The sequence below is a fragment of the Klebsiella ornithinolytica NBRC 105727 = ATCC 31898 genome, assembly GCF_001598295.1.
In the GTDB taxonomy this organism is placed as follows: Bacteria; Pseudomonadota; Gammaproteobacteria; order Enterobacterales; family Enterobacteriaceae; genus Klebsiella; species Klebsiella ornithinolytica.
This window is the reverse complement of the sequence record NZ_BCYR01000002.1, coordinates 620,332-643,183: the sequence shown is the minus strand read 5'-3', so window position 1 is coordinate 643,183 and position 22,852 is coordinate 620,332. Positions and strand designations below refer to the sequence as shown.

General features: G+C 55.1%; 21 protein-coding genes and 1 tRNA gene. 17 read left to right on the top strand and 5 right to left on the bottom strand.

The window, feature by feature from the left end; translation table 11 throughout:
* Positions 1-159: 159 nt before the first annotated feature.
* Positions 160-1,503 (bottom strand): argininosuccinate synthase, encoded by a 1,344-nt coding sequence (gene argG / locus ROR01S_RS07015; RefSeq protein ID WP_004868077.1) that lies wholly within the window; start codon positions 1,501-1,503, stop codon positions 160-162.
* A 453-nt stretch (positions 1,504-1,956) separates the two neighbouring features.
* On the opposite strand from argG, the gene ROR01S_RS07010 reads away from it, so the two are divergent.
* The 12 genes from ROR01S_RS07010 to mtr all read left to right on the top strand — a co-directional run bounded on the left by ROR01S_RS07010 (position 1,957) and on the right by mtr (position 15,869).
* Positions 1,957-2,033, top strand: a tRNA-Met gene (locus tag ROR01S_RS07010).
* Between the two features lie 206 nt (positions 2,034-2,239).
* Positions 2,240-2,692, top strand: a complete 453-nt coding sequence (gene rimP / locus ROR01S_RS07005) for a ribosome maturation factor RimP (RefSeq protein WP_004868075.1) — start codon at positions 2,240-2,242, stop codon at positions 2,690-2,692.
* Between the two features lie 27 nt (positions 2,693-2,719).
* On the top strand, positions 2,720-4,207 hold the full coding sequence (nusA, locus tag ROR01S_RS07000) for a transcription termination factor NusA (RefSeq protein WP_004868073.1): 1,488 nt from the start codon (positions 2,720-2,722) through the stop codon (positions 4,205-4,207).
* Between the two features lie 24 nt (positions 4,208-4,231).
* Positions 4,232-6,916, top strand: a complete 2,685-nt coding sequence (gene infB, locus ROR01S_RS06995) for a translation initiation factor IF-2 (protein WP_004868071.1) — start codon at positions 4,232-4,234, stop codon at positions 6,914-6,916.
* A 289-nt stretch (positions 6,917-7,205) separates the two neighbouring features.
* The gene (gene rbfA / locus ROR01S_RS06990; protein WP_004106092.1) at positions 7,206-7,607 is read left to right on the top strand and encodes a 30S ribosome-binding factor RbfA; all 402 of its coding nucleotides are present in this window, start codon (positions 7,206-7,208) and stop codon (positions 7,605-7,607) included.
* A complete protein-coding gene (truB, locus tag ROR01S_RS06985) occupies positions 7,607-8,551 on the top strand; it encodes a tRNA pseudouridine(55) synthase TruB (RefSeq protein WP_004868069.1) in 945 nt (314 codons plus the stop codon). The genes rbfA and truB overlap by 1 nt, the downstream gene beginning before the upstream one ends.
* A 147-nt stretch (positions 8,552-8,698) precedes the next feature.
* Positions 8,699-8,968 (top strand): 30S ribosomal protein S15, encoded by a 270-nt coding sequence (gene rpsO / locus ROR01S_RS06980; protein WP_004868066.1) that lies wholly within the window; start codon positions 8,699-8,701, stop codon positions 8,966-8,968.
* A gap of 242 nt (positions 8,969-9,210) precedes the next feature.
* Complete coding sequence (pnp, locus tag ROR01S_RS06975; RefSeq protein ID WP_004868062.1) at positions 9,211-11,346, top strand: polyribonucleotide nucleotidyltransferase; 2,136 nt, start codon at positions 9,211-9,213, stop codon at positions 11,344-11,346.
* Positions 11,347-11,454: 108 nt separating this feature from the next.
* Positions 11,455-12,339, top strand: coding sequence for a lipoprotein NlpI (nlpI, locus tag ROR01S_RS06970; RefSeq protein ID WP_004868058.1), 885 nt, complete (start codon positions 11,455-11,457; stop codon positions 12,337-12,339).
* Positions 12,340-12,441: 102 nt separating this feature from the next.
* The gene (yrbN, locus tag ROR01S_RS26975) at positions 12,442-12,522 is read left to right on the top strand and encodes a protein YrbN (RefSeq protein WP_099001532.1); all 81 of its coding nucleotides are present in this window, start codon (positions 12,442-12,444) and stop codon (positions 12,520-12,522) included.
* Positions 12,515-14,482 (top strand): DEAD/DEAH family ATP-dependent RNA helicase, encoded by a 1,968-nt coding sequence (locus tag ROR01S_RS06965; RefSeq protein WP_004868054.1) that lies wholly within the window; start codon positions 12,515-12,517, stop codon positions 14,480-14,482. The genes yrbN and ROR01S_RS06965 overlap by 8 nt, the downstream gene beginning before the upstream one ends.
* A 142-nt stretch (positions 14,483-14,624) precedes the next feature.
* On the top strand, positions 14,625-15,869 hold the full coding sequence (gene mtr, locus ROR01S_RS06960; RefSeq protein WP_004868052.1) for a tryptophan permease: 1,245 nt from the start codon (positions 14,625-14,627) through the stop codon (positions 15,867-15,869).
* Positions 15,870-15,952: 83 nt separating this feature from the next.
* Here mtr and ROR01S_RS06955 read toward each other — a convergent pair whose 3' ends face one another.
* From ROR01S_RS06955 to ubiU, 3 genes are all read right to left on the bottom strand, one after another.
* A complete protein-coding gene (locus tag ROR01S_RS06955) occupies positions 15,953-16,960 on the bottom strand; it encodes a luciferase-like monooxygenase (protein ID WP_004868051.1) in 1,008 nt (335 codons plus the stop codon).
* A gap of 142 nt (positions 16,961-17,102) precedes the next feature.
* The gene (locus tag ROR01S_RS06950) at positions 17,103-17,981 is read right to left on the bottom strand and encodes a U32 family peptidase (RefSeq protein ID WP_015585664.1); all 879 of its coding nucleotides are present in this window, start codon (positions 17,979-17,981) and stop codon (positions 17,103-17,105) included.
* Between the two features lie 8 nt (positions 17,982-17,989).
* Complete coding sequence (gene ubiU, locus ROR01S_RS06945) at positions 17,990-18,985, bottom strand: ubiquinone anaerobic biosynthesis protein UbiU (RefSeq protein WP_004868047.1); 996 nt, start codon at positions 18,983-18,985, stop codon at positions 17,990-17,992.
* 221 nt (positions 18,986-19,206) lie between these two features.
* On the opposite strand from ubiU, the gene ubiT reads away from it, so the two are divergent.
* Positions 19,207-19,731, top strand: coding sequence for a ubiquinone anaerobic biosynthesis accessory factor UbiT (gene ubiT, locus ROR01S_RS06940; protein ID WP_004868045.1), 525 nt, complete (start codon positions 19,207-19,209; stop codon positions 19,729-19,731).
* A complete protein-coding gene (locus ROR01S_RS06935; protein WP_004868043.1) occupies positions 19,725-20,228 on the top strand; it encodes a GNAT family N-acetyltransferase in 504 nt (167 codons plus the stop codon). The genes ubiT and ROR01S_RS06935 overlap by 7 nt, the downstream gene beginning before the upstream one ends.
* Here ROR01S_RS06935 and ROR01S_RS06930 read toward each other — a convergent pair.
* The gene (locus ROR01S_RS06930; RefSeq protein ID WP_004868040.1) at positions 20,215-20,499 is read right to left on the bottom strand and encodes a GIY-YIG nuclease family protein; all 285 of its coding nucleotides are present in this window, start codon (positions 20,497-20,499) and stop codon (positions 20,215-20,217) included. The genes ROR01S_RS06935 and ROR01S_RS06930 overlap by 14 nt on opposite strands.
* Positions 20,500-20,554: 55 nt before the next feature.
* Here ROR01S_RS06930 and ROR01S_RS06925 point away from each other — a divergent pair, with 55 nt between their 5' ends.
* From ROR01S_RS06925 to ROR01S_RS06915, 3 genes are all read left to right on the top strand, one after another.
* Positions 20,555-20,992: a YhbP family protein gene (locus ROR01S_RS06925; protein WP_004868037.1), complete on the top strand. Its 438-nt coding sequence runs from the start codon at positions 20,555-20,557 to the stop codon at positions 20,990-20,992.
* A gap of 92 nt (positions 20,993-21,084) precedes the next feature.
* On the top strand, positions 21,085-21,729 hold the full coding sequence (locus tag ROR01S_RS06920; protein WP_015585665.1) for an NAD(P)H-binding protein: 645 nt from the start codon (positions 21,085-21,087) through the stop codon (positions 21,727-21,729).
* 47 nt (positions 21,730-21,776) lie between these two features.
* Entirely contained in the window at positions 21,777-22,814 is a 1,038-nt protein-coding gene (locus ROR01S_RS06915) for a permease (protein ID WP_004868030.1), read from the top strand.
* Positions 22,815-22,852: the final 38 nt, after the last annotated feature.

The window sequence follows — 22,852 nt, the reverse complement described above, 5'->3', positions numbered from 1 at the left end:
TGGGGTCAAGGATAAATGTATTCGGGTGATTATAGACAATAATTATAAAAAATTGCGACAGGTAAAAATTACCAGGCTAGGACTTTTCTGGTGTCGTGTGTTGAGCAGATAAAAAAAGCCGACGGATTAACGTCGGCTGAGAGCATAGTTGAAAACAGATTATTTGTCTCTGTTTTCCAGGTTTTCTACCTGCGGCAGGCCGGTGGCCGAAGAGGCGCTCAGCAGGCCCGATTGCGCGTAACCAAACAGCTTGTCACGGGTATCGGTAATATCCAGATTACGCATCGTCAGTTGACCAATACGGTCTTCCGCCGAGAACATGGAGTCGCCTTTTTCCATCGTCAGACGTTCGGCTTTGTAGGTCAGATTATCGGAGACGGTATTCAGGATGGAGTAGTCGTTTCCGCGACGCAGCTCCAGCGTCACCTCGCCGGTAATGGCGCTGGCCACCCAACGCTGCAGCGCATCGCGCAGCATCAGGGCCTGGGAATCGAACCAACGGCCCTGATACAGCAGGCGGCCCAGCTGACGACCATGGGCATGGTACTGCTCGATGGTATCTTCGTTATGGATACCGGTCAGCAGGCGCTCATAAGCAATATGCAGCAGTGCCATCCCCGGGGCTTCATAAATACCGCGGCTCTTCGCTTCGATGATGCGGTTCTCGATCTGATCGCTCATGCCCAGACCGTGACGACCGCCGATGCGGTTCGCTTCCAGCATCAGCTCAACGTCATCGCTGAAGGTTTTACCGTTCAACGCCACCGGATGACCCTGTTCGAAACGGACAGTCACTTCCTCGGCCGGGATTTTGACGCTTTCGTCCCAGAACTTGACGCCCATGATCGGGTTAACGATTTTCACGCTGGAGTTGAGGAATTCCAGATCTTTCGCTTCGTGCGTTGCACCCAGCATATTGGAGTCGGTGGAGTAGGCTTTTTCAACGGACATTTTGTAGTCAAAGCCGCAGGAAATCATGAACTCAGACATTTCCTGGCGACCGCCCAGCTCATCGATAAAGTCGCTATCCAGCCACGGTTTGTAAATTTTCAGCTCGGCATTGGTCAGCAGACCATAGCGATAGAAACGCTCGATATCGTTGCCTTTGTAAGTGCTGCCGTCACCCCAGATATTGACGCCATCTTCTTTCATCGCGGCAACCAGCATTGTGCCGGTTACCGCGCGGCCCAGCGGGGTGGTGTTAAAGTAGGTCAGACCGCCAGTGGTATTGTGGAAAGCACCGCACTGAATCGCGGCGATCCCTTCGGCGACCAGCTGCTTACGGCAGTCGATCAGACGAGCGCCTTCTGCACCGTACTCTTTGGCGCGACGAGGGATTGCATCGTAATCTTCTTCGTCAGGCTGGCCCAGGTTTGCGGTATAGGCATAAGGAACTGCACCTTTTTTGCGCATCCACAGCAGTGCGGCGCTGGTATCCAGACCACCAGAGAAAGCGATACCAATACGTTGACCAACCGGGAGATGCTTAAGAATCGTCGTCATAAAATAAAACCCTGCTAGATAGACTGTTGTGAGTTCGGTTTATCAAGTCGTAGAACCTGTCCCATTTGACTATTCTGCCTGCCGTTTTTTCTCCGGACAAAGTGCATAATCTTCACGAGCATTGACGCTGCGCTGGTGACTGCGCGCTTCCGTACCCAAAGCGGCGGTAGCAATGGCGTCAAATGGAACAAGTTCTTATTGCATGTTTATGCATTAATTATGAGTTTTCATTTAATCATCTTTTGCGGATGACAGGAAGTGCTTCATTGCTTTTTTGCTAAAAAAGAGCGAGATGGCAGCACAAACGCGAACAGGGAGAGATGAAATACATGTTGACAAAATATAGAGTTTATCAATAAACTTTACCACGATTTTATGTCCCGTCCTCGGTACCAAATCCCAGCAGTATTTGCGTCTTTTGCTCAATAAGAGTAAAATATGCCACGTTTCAGGCGCGGGGTGGAGCAGCCTGGTAGCTCGTCGGGCTCATAACCCGAAGGTCGTCGGTTCAAATCCGGCCCCCGCAACCACTTTCCCATTGAGTACTTTTTCAAATATACTGTGAGGACCTGGTCCTTCGTATCCGAATTTGAAAGAATTCTCCTGGAAGGTGTTCCAGATCGCAGTTGCGATCGCAGGGTTCAGTTATCTAAAACCCCGATTTATCGGGGTTTTTTGTTATCTGACTTCAGAATAACTGGGCTATACGCCCTTTTTTTATGTCTTGGGGGTGGGTTTGTCCACATTAGAGCAAAAATTAACAGAGATGCTCACGGCGCCGGTTGAAGCGCTTGGCTTTGAGCTGGTCGGCATCGAATTCATTCGCGGTCGCACATCCACACTGCGCATCTATATTGATAGTGATGATGGCATCAATGTTGATGATTGTGCTGATGTGAGCCACCAGGTCAGCGCTGTCATGGATGTCGAAGATCCAATCACCGTAGCTTACAACCTGGAAGTGTCTTCACCTGGTCTCGATCGCCCGATGTTTACCGCCGAACACTATGAGCGTTTTTCCGGTGAGGAAGTCGCGCTGGTATTGCGTATGGCGGTACAGAACCGTCGCAAATGGCAGGGCATTATCAAAGCGGTAGACGGTGAAATGATCACGGTAACCGTCGAAGGCAAAGATGAAGTGTTCGCGCTGAGTAACATCCAGAAGGCGAACCTGGTTCCCCACTTTTAACAGTCTGGATTGAGGTGAAAGGCCCCGATGAACAAAGAAATTTTGGCTGTTGTTGAAGCCGTTTCCAACGAAAAGGCGCTGCCGCGCGAAAAGATTTTCGAAGCGCTGGAAAGTGCTCTGGCAACGGCAACCAAGAAAAAATACGAACAAGAGATCGATGTGCGTGTAAGCATCGATCGTCGTAGCGGCGATTTTGATACCTTCCGTCGCTGGCTGGTCGTTGAAGAAGTGACTCAGCCGACGCGCGAAATTACGCTTGAAGCGGCGCGCTACGAAGACGAGAGCATGAATCCTGGTGACTACGTTGAGGACCAGATTGAATCCGTCACCTTCGACCGTATCACTACGCAGACCGCGAAACAGGTTATCGTACAGAAAGTCCGTGAAGCTGAACGCGCCATGGTTGTCGATCAGTTCCGCGAGCACGAAGGTGAGATCATCACCGGCGTAGTGAAGAAAGTAAACCGCGACAACATCACTCTGGATCTGGGCAGCAATGCTGAAGCCGTGATCCTGCGTGAAGATATGCTGCCGCGTGAGAACTTCCGTCCAGGTGACCGTATTCGCGGTGTCCTGTATGCGGTTCGTCCGGAAGCGCGCGGCGCTCAGCTGTTCGTAACCCGTTCTAAGCCGGAAATGCTGGTTGAACTGTTCCGTATTGAAGTACCGGAAATCGGCGAAGAAGTTCTCGAAATCAAAGCCGCCGCTCGCGATCCGGGCTCCCGTGCCAAGATTGCGGTGAAAACCAACGATAAGCGTATCGACCCGGTTGGCGCTTGCGTAGGTATGCGTGGCGCACGCGTTCAGGCGGTTTCAACCGAACTGGGCGGCGAGCGTATCGATATCGTCCTGTGGGATGATAACCCGGCGCAATTCGTGATTAACGCGATGGCACCGGCTGACGTCGCATCTATCGTGGTGGATGAAGATAAACACACCATGGATATTGCGGTTGAAGCGGGCAATCTGGCGCAGGCGATTGGCCGTAACGGTCAAAACGTGCGTCTGGCCTCACAGCTGAGCGGCTGGGAACTCAACGTGATGACCGTTGACGACCTGCAGGCGAAGCATCAGGCCGAAGCCCACGCGGCTATCGATACCTTCACGAAATATCTTGATATTGATGAAGATTTCGCCACGCTGCTGGTTGAAGAAGGTTTCGCGACGCTGGAAGAACTGGCCTATGTGCCGGTGAAAGAACTGCTGGAAATCGACGGTCTGGATGAAGCCACCGTTGAAGCACTTCGCGAGCGTGCGAAAAACGCGCTGACCACGTTGGCGCTGGCTCAGGAAGAAAGCCTGGGAGATACTAAACCTGCCGATGATTTATTAAATCTGGAAGGTTTAGAACGTTTGATGGCTTTCAAACTGGCTGCCCGTGGTGTTTGTACGCTGGAAGATCTCGCCGAGCAGGGCATTGATGATCTGGCTGATATCGAAGGGTTGACCGACGAAAAAGCCGGAGAGCTCATCATGGCCGCCCGTAATATTTGTTGGTTCGGCGACGAAGCGTAATAAACTGTAGCAGGAAGGAACAGCATGACAGATGTGACCATTAAAGCGCTGGCCTCAGAGATTCAGACCTCTGTGGATCGCCTGATACAGCAATTTGCTGATGCAGGGATTCGCAAATCGGCTGATGATTCTGTGACGGCGCAAGAGAAGCAGACCTTGTTGACGCACCTGAACCGTGAACACGGTTCGGCGCCCGACAAGCTGACGCTGCAGCGCAAAACGCGCAGCACGTTAAATATTCCAGGTACCGGTGGTAAAAGTAAATCGGTACAAATCGAAGTCCGCAAGAAGCGCACCTTTGTGAAACGCGACCCGCAAGAGGCAGAACGCCTTGCCGCGGAAGAGCAGGCGCAGCGTGAAGCGGAAGAGCAAGCCCATCGCGAGGCAGAAGAAGCTGCCAAGCGAGAGGCGCAATTAAAAGCTGAACGTGAGGCCGCAGAACAAGCTAAACGTGAAGTCGCTGAGAAAGCGAAACGTGAAGCTGCGGAAAAAGACAAAGTGAGCAATCAACAAACCGACGACATGACAAAAAGCGCCCAGGCTGAAAAGATCCGCCGTGAAAACGAAGCAGCAGAGCTGAAACGTAAAGCGGAAGAAGAAGCACGTCGCAAGCTTGAAGAAGAAGCGCGCCGCGTAGCGGACGAAGCACGCCGTATGGCTGCAGAAAACGAAAAGAACTGGACCGAAACGCCAGAAGCTCCAGAAGAAACCAGCGATTATCACGTGACGACGTCTCAGCACGCTCGTCAGGCTGAAGATGATAACGATCGCGAAGTAGAAGGCGGCCGTGGCCGCGGTCGCAACAGCAAAGCTGCGCGTCCGAAGAAAGGCAACAAGCACGCCGAATCAAAAGCCGATCGTGAAGAAGCCCGTGCAGCCGTTCGTGGCGGCAAAGGCGGCAAGCGTAAAGGTTCTTCTCTGCAACAGGGCTTCCAGAAGCCTGCGCAGGCTGTAAACCGTGACGTTATCATCGGTGAAACCATCACCGTTGGCGAGCTGGCTAACAAGATGGCGGTCAAAGGCTCTCAGGTCATCAAAGCGATGATGAAGCTGGGCGCGATGGCAACCATCAACCAGGTCATCGACCAGGAAACCGCACAGCTGGTTGCCGAAGAGATGGGCCACAAAGTTATCCTGCGTCGTGAGAACGAGCTGGAAGAAGCGGTAATGAGCGACCGTGATACCGGCGCGGCGGCAGAAGCCCGTGCACCGGTTGTGACCATCATGGGTCACGTTGACCACGGTAAAACCTCTCTGCTGGACTACATTCGTTCAACCAAAGTGGCATCCGGCGAAGCGGGTGGTATTACCCAGCACATCGGTGCATACCACGTTGAAACCGAAAATGGGATGATCACCTTCCTGGATACTCCGGGGCACGCCGCGTTTACCTCGATGCGTGCTCGTGGTGCGCAGGCAACGGATATCGTTGTTCTGGTTGTTGCTGCCGACGATGGCGTGATGCCACAGACTATCGAAGCTATCCAGCACGCAAAAGCAGCTCAGGTGCCGGTAGTGGTTGCGGTCAACAAGATCGACAAACCTGAAGCGGATATGGATCGCGTTAAAAACGAACTGTCTCAGTACGGCGTTATGCCGGAAGAGTGGGGCGGCGAATCTCAGTTCATCCCTGTTTCTGCGAAAGCGGGTACCGGTATTGATGACCTGTTGAATGCTATCCTGCTGCAGGCTGAAGTTCTGGAGCTGAAAGCTGTACGTAACGGTATGGCCAGCGGCGCGGTTATCGAATCCTTCCTGGATAAAGGTCGTGGTCCGGTAGCAACCGTTCTGGTTCGCGAAGGTACTCTGCACAAGGGCGACATCGTTCTGTGCGGCTTCGAATACGGTCGCGTTCGTGCGATGCGTAACGAACTGGGTCAGGAAGTTCTGGAAGCGGGTCCGTCCATTCCGGTGGAAATCCTCGGTCTGTCCGGTGTTCCGGCTGCGGGTGATGAAGTGACCGTTGTTCGTGACGAGAAGAAAGCGCGTGAAGTTGCGCTGTATCGTCAGGGCAAATTCCGTGAAGTTAAACTGGCGCGCCAGCAGAAATCTAAACTCGAGAACATGTTCGCTAACATGACTGAAGGCGAAGTTCACGAAGTGAACGTCGTACTGAAGGCGGACGTTCAGGGTTCTGTCGAAGCGATCTCCGACTCTTTACTGAAACTGTCTACCGACGAAGTCAAAGTGAAGATCATCGGTTCTGGCGTAGGTGGTATCACCGAAACCGACGCGACCCTGGCTGCGGCATCCAACGCCATCCTGGTCGGCTTCAACGTACGTGCCGATGCATCTGCACGTAAAGTTATCGAAGCGGAAAGCCTGGATCTGCGCTACTACTCCGTCATCTATAACCTGATCGACGAAGTGAAAGCGGCGATGAGCGGTATGCTCTCTCCGGAACTGAAACAGCAGATCATCGGTCTGGCTGAAGTCCGTGATGTCTTTAAATCGCCGAAATTTGGCGCTATTGCGGGCTGTATGGTTACCGAAGGGACGATCAAACGTCATAACCCAATCCGCGTTCTGCGCGACAACGTGGTTATCTATGAAGGCGAGCTGGAATCCCTGCGCCGCTTCAAAGATGACGTTAACGAAGTCCGTAACGGTATGGAATGTGGTATCGGCGTGAAGAACTACAACGACGTTCGCGTTGGCGATATGATCGAAGTGTTCGAAATCATCGAGATCCAGCGTACCATCGCCTAATCTTCGTCGGTTTTTGGGCCGCCACGCGTTGGCTGCGCTCGCTCGCCCCGGTCGCATCGTTATCTATGCTCCCGGGGATTGATGAGAGACCTCTGTCTCTCTCACCGGAGGCCAGCCTTCGGTTGTTCAAATTCGTCCCCGATGAATTTGTCACGAGCCTGCCGCCTTGTTGCCACCCAACATCCTTAGACGATTGACTAGCGTAGGCCGGGTTAGCATAGCGCCACCCGGCAATAATTCTAAAAAGGGGCTTATGGCCCCTTTTTTGTCTTTATCTGGAGAATTTATTATGGCGAAAGAATTTGGTCGCCCGCAGCGCGTGGCTCAGGAGATGCAAAAAGAGATTGCTATCATCCTGCAGCGCGAAATTAAAGACCCGCGTCTGGGCATGATGACCACCGTTTCTGGTGTTGAAATGTCTCGCGATCTGGCTTATGCCAAAGTCTTCGTGACCTTTCTGAACGACAAAGACGAAGCCGCGGTGAAAGCCGGTATTAAAGCATTGCAGGAAGCATCCGGCTTTATCCGTTCCCTGCTGGGGAAAGCGATGCGACTGCGTATCGTGCCGGAACTGACCTTCTTCTACGATAACTCGTTGGTTGAAGGGATGCGTATGTCTAACCTGGTGACCAGCGTGGTGAAGCATGACGATGAGCGTCGTGTGAACCCGGACGACAGCAAGGAGGACTGATGAGTCGTCCTCGTCGTCGCGGTCGCGATGTGCATGGCGTGCTGTTGCTGGATAAACCTCAGGGCGCGTCCAGCAACGATGTACTGCAGAAAGTCAAACGTATCTATAACGCGAATCGCGCAGGGCACACCGGTGCGCTGGATCCGCTGGCAACCGGCATGCTGCCGATTTGTCTCGGGGAAGCCACGAAGTTTTCCCAGTATCTGCTGGATTCCGATAAGCGCTATCGTGTGATTGCGAAGCTCGGACAGCGTACCGACACCTCTGATGCCGATGGCCTGGTGGTGGAAGAGCGCCCGCTGACCTTCAGCGACGAACAGCTGGCGGCGGCGCTGGACAGTTTCCGCGGCGAAACCCAACAGGTACCGTCGATGTATTCGGCGCTGAAATACCAGGGGAAAAAGCTCTACGAATATGCCCGTCAGGGGATTGACGTCCCGCGTGAAGCCCGGCCGATTAACGTCTATGAGCTGCTGTTTATCCGCCACGAAGGGGATGAGCTGGAGCTGGAAATTCACTGCTCCAAAGGCACCTATATCCGGACGATTATTGACGATCTGGGTGAGAAACTGGGCTGTGGCGCACACGTTATTTATCTGCGTCGTCTGGCCGTCAGCAAATATCCGGTTGAGCGGATGGTGACGCTGGAGCAGCTGCAGGCGCTGGTTGAACAGGCCATGGCGCAGGATATTCCTGCCGCGCAGCTGCTCGATCCGCTGCTGATGCCGATGGACAGCCCGGCGTCGGACTATCCTCTGGTTAATATTCCCGAAACATCGGCTGTTTACTTTAAGAATGGCAACCCGGTCCGTACAGCAGGCGCCCCGTTACAGGGCCTGGTGCGGGTCACTGAAGGTGAAGAGGGTAAGTTTCTCGGTATGGGTGAGATTGACGATGAAGGCCGCGTGGCGCCGCGTCGTCTGGTTGTCGAATACCCAGCTTGAGGGCTGTTCTTGCGATAAAAGCCGGCTGCGGGTAGAATATCGCCGCTTAACGTCCGCAAAAGTGTTTTAACATTTTCGGACGTTGCATCAGGGGTCGCTGAATTAGAGATCGGCACCCTTTCTTTCTTTTAAATCTGGAGTTTTAAAATGTCTCTAAGCGTTGAAGCTAAAGCAAAAATCGTTTCTGAGTTTGGTCGTGGCGAAAACGACAGCGGTTCTACCGAAGTTCAGGTTGCACTGCTGACTGCACAGATTAACCATCTGCAGGGTCACTTCTCCGAGCATAAAAAAGATCACCACAGCCGTCGTGGTCTGCTGCGCATGGTTTCCCAGCGTCGTAAACTGCTCGACTACCTGAAACGTAAAGATGTTGCACGTTACTCTTCGCTGATCGAGCGTCTGGGTCTGCGTCGCTAATTCTGCGAGTTTCAGAAAAAGGGGCCTCAGGGCCCCTTTTTTCGACCAGGCGGCAGCAATTCACTAAAAACTCATGTATTGTTGCTATTAATGATCTTCGTGCAGAGGTTCGCGCGGCTAATGAGAGGCTTGATCCGCAGGGGCGGGTAAAGGTTGTCATTAGTCGCGAGGATGCAGGAGATCGGGTCAACTGACGCTATGTCGTGGATATCGCGTCACCTATTGATATAAAGGATAGAATTTTGCTAAATCCGATCGTTCGTAAATTCCAGTACGGCCAACATACCGTAACGCTGGAAACCGGCATGATGGCTCGTCAGGCCACTGCTGCTGTCATGGTTAGCATGGATGACACTGCGGTATTCGTTACCGTTGTTGGTCAGAAAAAAGCGAAGCCAGGTCAGGACTTCTTCCCGCTGACTGTTAACTATCAAGAGCGTACTTACGCAGCAGGTAAAATCCCGGGTGGTTTCTTCCGTCGTGAAGGCCGTCCAAGCGAAGGCGAAACCCTGATCGCGCGTCTGATTGACCGCCCGGTTCGTCCGCTGTTCCCGGAAGGCTTCGTCAACGAAGTTCAGGTTATCGCCACCGTTGTTTCCGTTAACCCGCAGGTTAACCCGGATATCGTGGCGATGATTGGTGCTTCCGCAGCGCTGTCTCTGTCAGGTATTCCGTTCAACGGTCCTATCGGTTCTGCTCGCGTTGGTTATATCAACGACCAGTACGTTCTGAACCCGACTCAGGATGAGCTGAAAGAAAGTAAGCTGGACCTGGTGGTTGCCGGTACCGAAGCGGCCGTGCTGATGGTTGAATCTGAAGCTGAACTGCTGAGCGAAGACCAGATGCTGGGTGCGGTGGTCTTTGGCCACGAGCAGCAGCAGATTGTCATTCAGAACATCAACGACCTGGTTAAAGAAGCGGGTAAACCGCGCTGGGACTGGCAGCCTGAAGCCGTCAACGAAGCGCTGAATGCGCGCGTTGCTGCCCTGGCCGAAGCGCGTCTGAGCGATGCTTACCGTATCACTGATAAACAAGAGCGTTACGCTCAGATTGACGTGATCAAAGCGGAAACTATCGCGACTCTGATTGCTGAAGACGAAACCCTGGACGCTAACGAACTGGGTGAAATCCTGCACGCTATCGAGAAAAATGCCGTACGTAGCCGCGTACTGGCAGGCGAGCCGCGTATCGATGGCCGTGAAAAAGATATGATTCGTGGTCTGGATGTTCGTACTGGCGTACTGCCGCGTACTCACGGTTCCGCACTGTTCACCCGTGGCGAAACTCAGGCGCTGGTGACTGCGACCCTGGGTACCGCACGTGATGCGCAGAACATTGACGAACTGATGGGCGAGCGTACTGACTCCTTCCTGTTCCACTACAACTTCCCTCCGTACTCTGTCGGTGAGACTGGCATGGTGGGTTCACCGAAGCGTCGTGAAATCGGTCACGGTCGTCTGGCTAAGCGCGGCGTACTGGCCGTGATGCCGACCACCGAAGAATTCCCGTACACCGTTCGCGTGGTATCTGAAATCACCGAATCTAACGGTTCTTCCTCCATGGCTTCCGTGTGCGGTGCTTCTCTGGCGCTGATGGATGCTGGTGTGCCGGTGAAGGCTGCCGTTGCGGGTATCGCGATGGGTCTGGTGAAAGAAGGCGACAACTACGTCGTTCTGTCTGACATTCTGGGTGACGAAGACCACCTCGGTGATATGGACTTCAAAGTGGCGGGTTCCCGCGACGGTATCTCTGCACTGCAGATGGATATCAAAATTGAAGGCATCACCAAAGAGATCATGCAGGTTGCACTGAACCAGGCGAAAGGTGCACGTCTGCACATCCTGGGCGTCATGGAGCAGGCGATTAACGCGCCGCGCGGCGATATCTCTGAATTCGCACCGCGTATCCACACCATCAAGATCAGCCCGGACAAGATCAAAGACGTGATCGGTAAAGGCGGCTCTGTGATTCGTGCGCTGACTGAAGAGACCGGTACTACCATCGAAATCGAAGATGACGGTACCGTGAAGATCGCAGCAACCGATGGCGATAAAGCGCAGCACGCTATCCGTCGTATCGAAGAGATCACGGCTGAGATCGAAGTTGGCCGTGTTTACAATGGTAAAGTGACCCGTATCGTTGACTTTGGCGCATTTGTTGCCATCGGCGGCGGTAAAGAAGGTCTGGTCCACATCTCTCAGATCGCTGACAAGCGCGTAGAGAAAGTGACCGATTACCTGCAGATGGGTCAGGAAGTGCCGGTTAAAGTTCTGGAAGTTGACCGTCAGGGCCGCGTTCGTCTGAGCATTAAAGAAGCAGCTGAACAGACTCAGCCTGCCGCTGCACCGGAAGCTCCGGTTGCTGAGCAAGGCGAGTAAGGTTGCCGTTTGCCCTCCGCGTTGGCGGAGGGCGTATTACGGGCAGGACGCCCTGTTTGCAGCCGGGGAACTGGACGTTCATCCAATCGTTGTCTTCGGGAGTGGGAAATGAAGCCTTTTTTGCGCTGGTGTTTCGTGGCGACAGCTCTCACGCTGGCAGGATGCAGCAACTCTGCCTGGCGTAAGGACGCAGTCCTCGCGGTGCCATTGCAACCGACTTTGCAGCAAGAAGTGATTCTGGCGCGCATGGAACAAATTCTTGCCAGTCGGGCTTTAACCGATGACGAACGCGCACAGCTTTTATATGAACGCGGAGTGTTGTATGATAGTCTCGGTCTGAGGGCATTAGCGCGAAATGATTTTTCACAAGCGTTGGCAATCCGACCTGATATGCCTGAAGTATTCAATTACTTAGGCATTTATTTAACGCAGGCAGGCAATTTTGATGCTGCCTATGAAGCGTTTGATTCTGTACTTGAGCTTGATCCAACTTACAACTACGCGCACTTAAATCGCGGTATCGCCCTTTATTACGGCGGTCGCGCTAAGTTAGCGCAAGATGATCTGCTGGCGTTTTATCAAGACGATCCCAATGATCCTTTCCGTAGCCTGTGGCTTTACCTCGCTGAGCGTAAACTCGACGAGAAGCAGGCGCTTGAAGCACTGAAACAGCGCTTCGACAAATCGGATAAAGAACAATGGGGATGGAACATTGTCGAGTTCTACCTTAGCGACATCAACGAAAAAACGTTGATGGACCGTTTGAAGGCAGACGCAACGGATAACACCTCGCTCGCTGAGCATCTCAGTGAAACCAACTTCTATTTAGGTAAGTACTACCTAAGTCTGGGGGACAAGGACAGCGCTACGGCACTGTTCAAACTGGCGGTCGCAAACAACGTTCACAACTACGTTGAGCACCGATACGCATTGTTGGAATTATCGCTCTTGGGCCAGGAGCAAGATGACCTGGCAGAATCGGACCAGCAATAGCTGACGAACACATCAGCCCATTTTTTTGTTTGCCATCACCTTAACGGGTGAGGGCGTTGTTGTTCGTTAATACACCTACTTTGAGCCGGTTCACACTTTTCAATGAAAATTACTCTAAATTTTCACGTTGAGTTATGTAGACTGGCCGCCATTAATTTTGAGGCACACGTACTACATGGCTGAATTCGAAACCACTTTTGCAGATCTGGGCCTGAAGGCTCCCATCCTTGAAGCGCTTAACGATCTGGGTTACGAAAAACCATCTCCGATCCAGGCTGAGTGCATTCCGCATCTTCTGGGCGGCCGCGACGTTCTGGGTATGGCCCAGACGGGTAGCGGTAAAACCGCAGCGTTCTCTTTACCGCTGCTGAACAATCTTGATCCTGAGCTGAAAGCACCGCAAATTCTGGTGCTGGCGCCGACCCGCGAACTGGCGGTACAGGTCGCTGAAGCAATGACGGACTTCTCTAAACATATGCGCGGCGTAAACGTGGTAGCCCTTTACGGCGGCCAGCGTTATGACGTGCAGCTGCGTGCTCTGCGCCAGGGACCACAAATCGTTGTGGGTACCCCGGGTCGTCTGCTGGACCACCTGAAGCGCGGTACTCTTGATCTCTCTAAACTGAGCGGTCTGGTACTGGATGAAGCTGACGAAATGTTGCGTATGGGCTTCATCGAAGACGTAGAAACGATTATGGCGCAGATCCCGGAAGGTCATCAGACCGCTCTGTTCTCTGCCACCATGCCGGAAGCGATCCGTCGCATTACCCGCCGCTTTATGAAAGAGCCGCAGGAAGTGCGCATCCAGTCCAGCGTCACGACTCGCCCGGACATCAGCCAGAGCTACTGGACTGCTTACGGTATGCGTAAAAATGAAGCGCTGGTGCGTTTCCTGGAAGCGGAAGATTTTGATGCGGCGATTATCTTCGTTCGTACCAAAAACGCGACCCTGGAAGTGGCTGAAGCGCTGGAGCGTAGCGGCTACAACAGCGCCGCGCTGAACGGCGACATGAACCAGGCGCTGCGTGAGCAGACTCTGGAGCGTCTGAAAGATGGTCGTCTGGATATCCTGATTGCGACCGACGTTGCGGCTCGTGGCCTCGACGTTGAGCGTATCAGCCTGGTTGTTAACTATGATATCCCGATGGACTCCGAGTCTTACGTTCACCGTATCGGCCGTACCGGTCGTGCGGGTCGTGCTGGCCGCGCGCTGCTGTTCGTTGAGAACCGTGAACGCCGCCTGCTGCGTAACATCGAACGCACCATGAAGCTGACGATTCCGGAAGTAGAACTGCCGAACGCAGAACTGCTGGGCAAACGCCGCCTGGAAAAATTTGCCGCTAAAGTTCAGCAGCAGCTGGAAAGCAGCGATCTGGATCAGTACCGTGCGCTGCTGGCGAAAATCCAGCCGTCTGCTGAAGGTGAAGAGCTGGATATCGAAACTCTGGCCGCAGCTCTGCTGAAAATGGCTCAGGGCGAACGTCCGCTGATTCTGCCGCCGGATGCGCCGATGCGTCCTAAGCGTGAATTCCGCGACCGTGACGATCGTTTCGAGCGCCGTGGCGACCGCAACGACCGTGGTCCGCGTGGCGACCGTCCGGAGCGTAGCGGTGAAGATCGTCCTAAGCGCGAACGTCGTGACGTGGGCGATATGGAGCTGTATCGCATTGAAGTGGGCCGCGATGATGGCGTTGAAGTTCGTCATATTGTTGGCGCTATCGCTAACGAAGGCGACATCAGCAGCCGTTACATCGGTAACATCAAGCTGTTCGGTACCCACTCCACGATCGAACTGCCGAAAGGCATGCCGGGCGAAGTTCTGCAGCACTTCACTCGTACTCGCATCCTGAACAAGCCGATGAACATGCAGCTGCTGGGCGATGCTCAGCCGCGTCCGGACCGTGGCGGCGAACGTCGTGGCGGTGGTGAGCGCCGTGAAGGCGGTCGCGCATTCGGTGGCGAACGTCGTGAAGGCGGCCGCAACTTCGGTGGTGGTGAGCGTCGCGAAGGCGGCCGTGGTGATGGTCGTCGTTTCAGCGGCGAACGTCGTGACGGTGCTCGTGCTCCGCGTCGTGATGATGCCGCTGCGGCTCCGCGCCGTGATGATTCCGCTGGCCGTCGTCGTTTTGGTGGCGATGCGTAATTAGCGCACTCCGCTAGCGTAAAGTAAATAATACAGCCCCGATCGTAATGATTGGGGCTTTTTTTATTTCTTTTGTACTCGTGTACTGGTACAGTGCTGCGCGTTAACAACGAAAAGCATGAATGACTGGAGATTTCGGCAAATGGCGACACTTACCACTACGGCAACCCGACCGTCCTTGTTTGGCGGCGTGGTGATAATCGGCGGAACCATCATTGGCGCAGGCATGTTTTCGCTGCCGGTGGTCATGTCCGGTGCGTGGTTCTTCTGGTCGCTGGCTGCGTTGATCTTTACCTGGTTTTGCATGCTCCATTCCGGACTGATGATTCTGGAAGCGAACCTGAACTACCGCATTGGCTCCAGCTTCGACACCATCACGAAAGATCTGCTGGGTAAAGGCTGGAATCTGGTCAACGGCCTGTCGATCGCTTTTGTGCTCTATATCCTGACCTACGCCTATATCTCGGCCAGCGGCTCCATACTGCACCATACCTTCGCGGAGCTTTCATTGAATGTGCCGGCGCGGGCTGCGGGCTTTGGCTTTGCGCTGCTGGTGGCTTTTATCGTCTGGTTGAGTACCAAAGCGGTGAGCCGAATGACGGCAATCGTACTGGGAGCGAAGGTTATTACCTTCTTCCTGACCTTTGGAAGTCTGCTGGGGCACGTTGAGCCGACGACACTGTTTAACGTCGCCGAAAAGAATGCATCCTACACGCCGTACCTGTTGATGACGCTGCCGTTTTGCCTGGCTTCCTTTGGCTATCACGGTAACGTACCGAGCCTGATGAAGTATTATGGCAAAGATCCCCGGACCATTATCCGCTGCCTGGTGTACGGTACGCTGCTGGCCCTCGGGCTGTATGTCGTCTGGTTACTGGTGACGATGGGCAACATTCCACGCCCTGAGTTTATCGGCATCGCGCAGAAGGGCGGTAACATAGATGTGCTGGTACAGGCATTGAGCGGGGTGCTCAACAGCCGTAGTCTGGACCTGCTGCTGGTGGTGTTCTCGAACTTCGCCGTTGCCAGCTCTTTCCTTGGGGTCACCCTGGGACTGTTTGACTACCTGGCGGACCTGTTTGGGTTTGATGATTCTGCTCTCGGCCGTTTTAAGACCGCGCTTCTGACCTTTGTTCCACCGATCATTGGCGGCCTGCTGCAGCCCAATGGTTTCCTGTATGCCATCGGCTATGCCGGTCTGGCCGCAACCGTCTGGGCGGCGATTGTCCCGGCGCTGCTGGCCCGCGCATCGCGCAAGCGCTTCGGTAGCCCACAGTTTCGTGTCTGGGGCGGAACGCCGATGATTGTGCTGATTCTGCTGTTTGGTGCCGGTAACATCATCGTGCATTTCCTGTCGAGCTTTAATCTGTTGCCTGTTTACCAGTAAACAGAACGCCCGGTGGCGCGACGCTGACCGGGCCTACCGAAGCGAGCAGGCCGGATAAGACGCCGTCGCCATCCGGCAAAAAACTACCCCAGCAACTCCTCTTTCACCTGCATCGCTAAATCAAACGAATGCAGGCGCGCCTGATGATCGAAGATCTGGCCGTTCACCATCAGCTCATCGGCCTGGGTTTCCCGCAAAATGGACTCCAGCCCGTGGCGGATTTTGGCTTTATCCCCTACCAGCGACATGCTGAGCGCCTGCTGTACTCCATACTGTTCTGAGGCGGACCACAGTTGATGCATATTTTCCACCGGCGGCGGGAGCTGACCGGTTTCGCCGCGACGCAGCTTCACGAATGCCTGTTGCATCGAGGTGAACAGGAATTCGGCATCACGGTTGCTATCGGCGGCGATGATATTAATACATACCATGGCGTACGGTTTCGCTAAGCGCTCGGACGGTTTGAACTGGGTGCGGTAGAGATGCAGCGCCTGGAATAACATATCTGGCGCAAAGTGCGACGCGAAGGCAAAGGGCAACCCAAGCTGTGCCGCCAGCTGTGCGCTGTACAGACTGGAGCCTAACAGCCACACCGGGATCTGCTCTCCGTAGCCGGGAACCGGGCGCACGTGCGGATTGGGATCGCGGGCATCAAACCAGTCCACCAGTTCGGCGACATCGCGCGGGAAGTTATCAACATCCCCGCCCATATGGCGGCGGAGCGCCATCATCGTCCGCTGGTCGCTGCCCGGCGCACGGCCAAGCCCCAGGTCAATACGTCCTGGATACAAGGTATTGAGCGTACCGAACTGTTCGGCGATCACCAGCGGTGAATGGTTGGGTAACATCACGCCACCGGATCCCAGATGCAGCGTCGTGGTATTCGCCGCCAGATAGCCGATAAGCACCGATGTTGCGGCGCTGGCAATGCCAACCATGTTGTGATGTTCCGCCAGCCAATAGCGATGATAGCCGCGTTTTTCAGCCAGGCGAGCGAGATCCAGAGAGTGTGAGAAGGCCGTTTTGGCGCAAGAACCCTCGGGGATCGGTGCCAGATCGAGCACCGAGAACGGAATAGATTTGTCAGTCATAAAGGCTCACTTTGTTACAGCATCGTCATCAGATTGAAGGTCTTCTTCCAGCCTGGCGCATTCAGCGAGCGCCAGCCAGAAAAGCTGCAGCTTTCATACTGCATGAAAAGACGAAGCATGCTGTTAACAAAGCGAGCTATTTTCAGGACTGCAGTTCCAGCCCGGCCAGTCGTTTCCAGTAACCGTTGCAGTCACTGTTGGCGATCAGCGGCAGCGGCGAGGCGCCGTTTTCATTGGCGCGAAAGGCATCGAGCATAGCAAAGGTATCGTTACCCAGCGGTGACAGGCGCACCATATCGACCAGCCCCTGCATCGACGCCAGTTCGTTGCCGAGGTTATAGACATAGCCGCTCATGGTCTGAATACCGTTCAGGACAAACACCTGCTGATTTTCCTGGGACAGCACGCTGCGCCCGTTCGGGTACTTGATGCAGCAGGTCTCACATTCATCTTTCGGGCGATCTTCGGAACGTGCGGTAAAGCAGCGAGCGGAATAGGCCAACGGCAGGTGGCCGTAGCTCAGGACTTCCACGTCGAACTGGTCGCGGAGACCGAGCTCTTCGCACTGGGCGAGCAGGTTCACCAGCCAGTCGCGAGACAGCTCAACCGGCATGCACCAGCGTATCATTCCTTGTTTACGCAGCAGACGCAGGGTGACGGCGTTATAGCAGTTGAGCGCATGTCCGGCGACGAAAGGCAGTTTGCGCTCTGCGCACATATTGACGACGCCAAGGTCGCTGGCTTCGATCAGAAATTCACCGTTATCGACATAGCGCTTCAGCTCGTTGAGTTCGGAAGAGGCCTGCACCAGCGCAAGCGTGGAGAGCACCACCTGCTTACCGCTGCCCGCCAGCGCTTTCGCCATCTCCAGCCAGTCGCCCACTTTGGTGGCGCGGCGTTTGCTGCATACGGCTTCGCCCAGATAGATCGTATCAGCACTGGATCGTGCGGCCTGCTGGTAAAAATCTTCCAGCGTCTCTTTCGGCCAGTAGTAAAGCACCGGCCCTAATGAATATTTCATTACTTTTCTCACTGCCATTTACGGTGGTAGGCGCCAAGGGTGGTTTGTGTCCCTTCGGACATGGCACCGAGCGTCTCCATCCATGCGGATTGCGGAATAAAGTTTTGCGGATCGGCTTTGCAGCGATCGATCGCCTGGCGCCATACTTTCGCCACTTGGGTGACGTAGGCGGGGCTGCGCTGGCGACCTTCAATTTTCACCGACGCAATATTTGCCGCCATCAGTTCCGGCAGGAGCTCCAGCGTATTCAGGCTGGTTGGCTCTTCCAGCGCATGATAGCGCTCGCCATCTACCAGATAGCGACCCTTGCACAGCGTCGGGTAACCCGCATTTTCACCATCCTGATAGCGATCGATCAGCACTTCGTTGAGGCGTGACTCGAGACCCTGCGGCGTTTGTTGCCAGCGGACAAAGCGCGCAGGTGAACAGGCGCCGACGGTATTCGGCGATTCGCCGGTCAGGTAAGAAGAGAGGTAGCAGCGGCCTTCTGCCATGATGCACAGGCTGCCGAAGGCGAAGACCTCCAGCGGAACCGGCGTCGTGCGGGCGAGCTGTTTTACCTGATGAATTGACAGCACGCGCGGTAGCACAACGCGGGCGACATCGAAATTGCGATGATAGAAACGCACCGCCTCTTCGTTGGTTGCCGACGCCTGTACCGAAACGTGGCGTTCAATATGCGGATAACGCTCTGCGGCGTATTCCAGCATGGCGATATCGGCAAGGATTAAGGCATCCGCGCCCAGCTGTGCCGCCATGTCTACCGCACGCTGCCAGCGGGCATAACCGTCAGGATGTGCAAAGGTGTTGATCGCTATATGCAGCTTACGACGGTGCTGATGCACAAAGCTAACGGCCTCCTGCAGTTTCTTTTCGGTGAAATTAAGGCCGGCAAAGTGGCGGGCGTTGGTGTCATCTTTCAGCCCGATATAGACGGCGTCGGCACCGTTTTCGATGGCCGCCTTAAGTGCCGGAAGGTTGCCGGCTGGGCAGAGCAGCTCCATAATTTTTCCTGAAAAATGCGGCCCGTAGGGACGCTGATAGGGTTAATGAGCAGGGATTTTAGTTAACCTTCTGGTGACAATTTTTGATTTGAGGCAGTTAAAAGCGTATTGGCGGCGCCAATAATTGGTACCCGTTGTGGTGATTTTGTTGATTTACGCCGCTATGTCGTTTATTTGATATGGCACAATAGCGGAACTATTGCTTTCATGGAGTAAGGCTTGTGTTGGATAAATTGCGTTCCCGGCTGGTCCACTTTGGCCCGTCTTTGATGAGCGTGCCGGTTAAGCTGGCGCCTTTTGCCCTCAAGCGCCAGGTGCTGGAGCAGGTATTAAGCTGGCAGTTTCGTCAGGCTCTGGAAGAGGGCGAACTGGATTTTCTCGAAGGCCGCTGGTTAAGTATTAATGTGCGTGATATCGGTTTGCTGTGGTATACCTCGGTGAGCGAAGGGCGTCTGGTGGTCAGCGCTACGGCCGAAGCGGATGTGAGCTTCAGCGCCGATGCCAGCGATCTGCTGATGATCGCCGCGCGTAAACAGGATCCGGATACATTGTTCTTCCAGCGTCGGCTGGTCATCGAAGGTGATACTGAGCTGGGGCTGTATGTAAAAAACCTGATGGATGCCATTGAGCTGGAGCAGATGCCAAAAGCGCTGCGCGTGATGCTGCTGCAGCTGGCTGACTTTGTTGAAGCGGGGCTGAACGGCCCGCGGAAACCTGAACAGACATCGGTAGGTGAGGCATGCTGATTCGAGTTGAAATTGGGATTGATGCACCGGGAATCGACGCGTTACTGCGCCGTACGTTTGGCAGCGATGCCGAAGCGCAGCTGGTGCACGATTTACGTGAAGACGGCCTGATCACGCTGGGCGTGGTGGCGACAGATGATGAAGGGCAGGTTATTGGCTATGTCGCCTTCAGCCCGGTCTCCGTTGAAGGCGAAGAGCTGCAGTGGGTCGGACTGGCGCCGCTGGCGGTAGATGAAAACTATCGCGGCCAGGGAATCGGCAGCCAGCTGGTCTACGAAGGGCTGGATTCATTGAATGAGTTTAGCTATGCCGCAGTGGTGACGCTGGGCGAGCCGGCCTTCTACGGCCGCCTCGGCTTTGAGCCGGCTGCCCGCTTCGATCTGCGTTGCCGCTGGCCGGATACCGGCGAGGCGTTCCAGGTGCGCCCGTTGGCCGATGACGCGCTGGAAGGGGTGCATGGGCTGGTAGAGTACTGCGATCGCTTTAACCGCCTCTGAGGCTCTCCAGCAGAGTCTCAAAAGAACCATCTCCGGCAACGAGGCGCTCTTTCTGGCGCTTCGTTAGCTGCTTGATGCGATACTCCAGTCGTAGCGCAAGTGAGTGTTCACCAACTTCCTGGCTGAACGCCAGCTGCAGTTCGCCTTTTCCGCGCAATGCTTTTGCTCCCTTGCCATCCTGATGCTGACAAAAACGGCGTGCAACATCGGTAGTGATCCCGGTGTAAAGGCGATTATCGGCGGTACGTATCAGATAGAGAAACCAGCGCACGGTAGAAAGATCGGTATGTTAAGGTAGTTGCACCATAACATACCGGAGAGTAAAGATGGATACGCTTGCTGCTATCAGCCGCTGGCTTGGCAAACAGCATGTGATTAGCTGGTGCGTTGCCAGCGACGGAGAGCTGTGGTGCGCCAATGCGTTCTATGTGTATGACTCGCAAAACGTCGCCTTCTATCTCCTGAGTGATGACAGTACCCGCCACGGGCAGATGACCGGCCTGCGCGCAAAGGTCGCCGGCACCGTCAATGGCCAGCCGAAAACCGTTGCCCGTATTCGCGGCGTCCAGTTCAAAGGTGAAATTCGTCGTCTTTCAGGTCACGAGGAAGAGACGATGCGCGCGCGGTACGTCAGCCGCTTTCCGATCGCCAGGATGCTGCGTGCGCCGGTCTGGGAAATCCGCCCGGATGAGCTCAAATTCACCGATAACACGCTGGGGTTTGGCACCAAGTTACACTGGCTACGTCACCCGGATAGCGAGTGAAAGCCCGCACGGGCGTGCAGAGTCTCACATTTCCCGCATACTCTTGTTACCGCGGCATCCGCCGCTGAAGGGCTGATTTTTCAGGGGGCATAATGAGTCAGGTGCTAATAACAGGGGCTACCGGATTAGTTGGTGGGCACTTACTTCGAATGCTGATCGAGGCGCCGGACATTGCGGCGATAACCGCAGCGACCCGCCGCCCGCTGGCGGACGCAGAGGGGGTGCTAAATCCCCACGCGCCTGAGCTGAGCGATGCGCTGGCGCAGGTTGTTGACCCTGTTGATATCGTGTTTTGCTGTCTCGGGACCACGCTGCGAGACGCGGGCAGCAAAGCCGCCTTCATTCAGGCTGACTACCAGCTGGTGGTGGATACGGCGCTCACCGGGCTCCGGCTGGGCGCGAAGCACATGCTGGTGGTCAGCGCGATGGGGGCCAATCCGCATTCGATGTTCTTCTACAACCGCGTTAAAGGCGAAATGGAAGAGGCGCTGCGTGCGCAGCCGTGGACGCGTCTGACGATTTTGCGCCCGTCGATGCTGCTGGGCGATCGAGAGCAAAAAAGGGCAAATGAAGCGGTGCTGGCGCCATTATTCCGATTGCTGCCGGGAAACTGGAAATCTATCCATGCCCATGAGGTGGCGCAAGCGATGCTGAGCGAAGCGCTGACCCCTGGCCGGGAAGGCGTGACGATTCTGCCATCGGCAAAACTGCGTGAAATTGCGGCCAGCGAAGCGTAGTATTCTGCGCTTCACATCATATCACCACATCTTTCCTGGGGAATGCTATGGCTGGTCAGTCTTCATCTCAGGCGGCGTCACCGTTTCAATGGTGGAAGCCCGCACTCTTTTTTCTCGTTGTTATCGTTGGCCTGTGGTTCGTCAAATGGCAGCCTTACTATGGCAAGGCGTTTACGGCCGCAGAAACGCACAGTATCGGTAAATCGATCCTGGCCCAGGCCGACGCCAACCCGCTAAAAGCGGCATGGGACTACGCGGTGGTCTACTTCCTGGCGGTGTGGAAAGCGGCGGTGCTGGGCGTCCTGCTCGGTTCGCTGATTCAGGTGCTGATCCCGCGCGACTGGCTGCTGCGTACGCTGGGCCAATCGCGATTTCGCGGTACGCTCTCAGGGGTGCTGTTTTCTCTGCCTGGTATGATGTGTACTTGCTGCGCCGCACCGGTTGCGGCGGGGATGCGTAAGCAGCAGGTATCGATGGGCGGCGCGCTGGCGTTCTGGATGGGCAACCCGCTGCTGAATCCGGCAACGCTGGTGTTTATGGGCTTTGTGCTGGGCTGGCAGTTTGCGTTGATTCGCCTGGCTGCCGGGCTGGCAACGGTGTTGATCGTGGCGACGCTGGTGCAAAAATGGGTCAAAGAGGCGGCAACGCAACCGTCAGATCTTCCGGCTGTCGATGGTACCGCACAGGGGCCTTTTTTCACCCGCTGGCTGAGCGCACTCTGGACCCTGTTCTGGAATACTATCCCGGTCTATATTCTGGCGGTCCTGGTGCTGGGGGCGGCACGTGTCTGGCTGTTCCCGCATGCCGATGGCGTGGTGGGGAATACCCTGTTCTGGGTGGTGGCGATGGCGATAGCCGGCTGTCTGTTTGTCATCCCTACCGCGGCGGAGATCCCTATCGTCCAAACCATGATGCTGGCGGGAATGGGGTTTGCCCCGGCGCTGGCGCTGCTCATCACGCTGCCTGCGGTCAGCGTGCCGTCGTTGATTATGTTGCGTAAGGCTTTTCCGGCGAAAGCGCTGTGGCTGACCGGTGGGCTGGTGGCCCTATGCGGCGCGGTGGTTGGCGGACTGGCGTTACTCTGAGGAAATCCCGGGCTGCGGCTAACGCCTTGCCCGGTTCG